The 253-nt window shown below is 71.5% G+C and carries 1 pseudogene; it reads left to right on the top strand.

Features of this window, described 5'->3' with window-relative positions:
* Positions 1 to 128 precede the first annotated feature (128 nt).
* Positions 129 to 253 (top strand): annotated as a pseudogene (locus tag JHD82_RS29760) (putative zinc-binding metallopeptidase); the annotation flags it as partial.

Genomic DNA, 253 nt, shown 5'->3' with positions numbered 1-253 from the left:
CCCCCCCCCCCCCCCCCCCCCCCCCCCCCCCCCCCCCCCCCCCCCCCCCCCCCTTTTTCAAGCAGAAGACGGCATACGCGATCAACGTCAGCGTCTCGTGGGCTCGGAGATGTGTATAAGAGACAGGGCCTGGAGAGGATGGGCCGCGCTTCGAGCTGCTGGCCGACCTGCCGGGGCAGGCGCCCGTGATGACCGGCCATGCCAACGGCACCATCACGCTGAACGTGGTGGAGGCCGACGATGCCGAGCGTGC

It is taken from the genome of Delftia sp. ASV31 (genome assembly GCF_016428765.1).
Lineage (GTDB): Bacteria > Pseudomonadota > Gammaproteobacteria > Burkholderiales > Burkholderiaceae_C > Comamonas > Comamonas acidovorans.
This window is presented reverse-complemented; position numbering and strand designations above follow the sequence as displayed.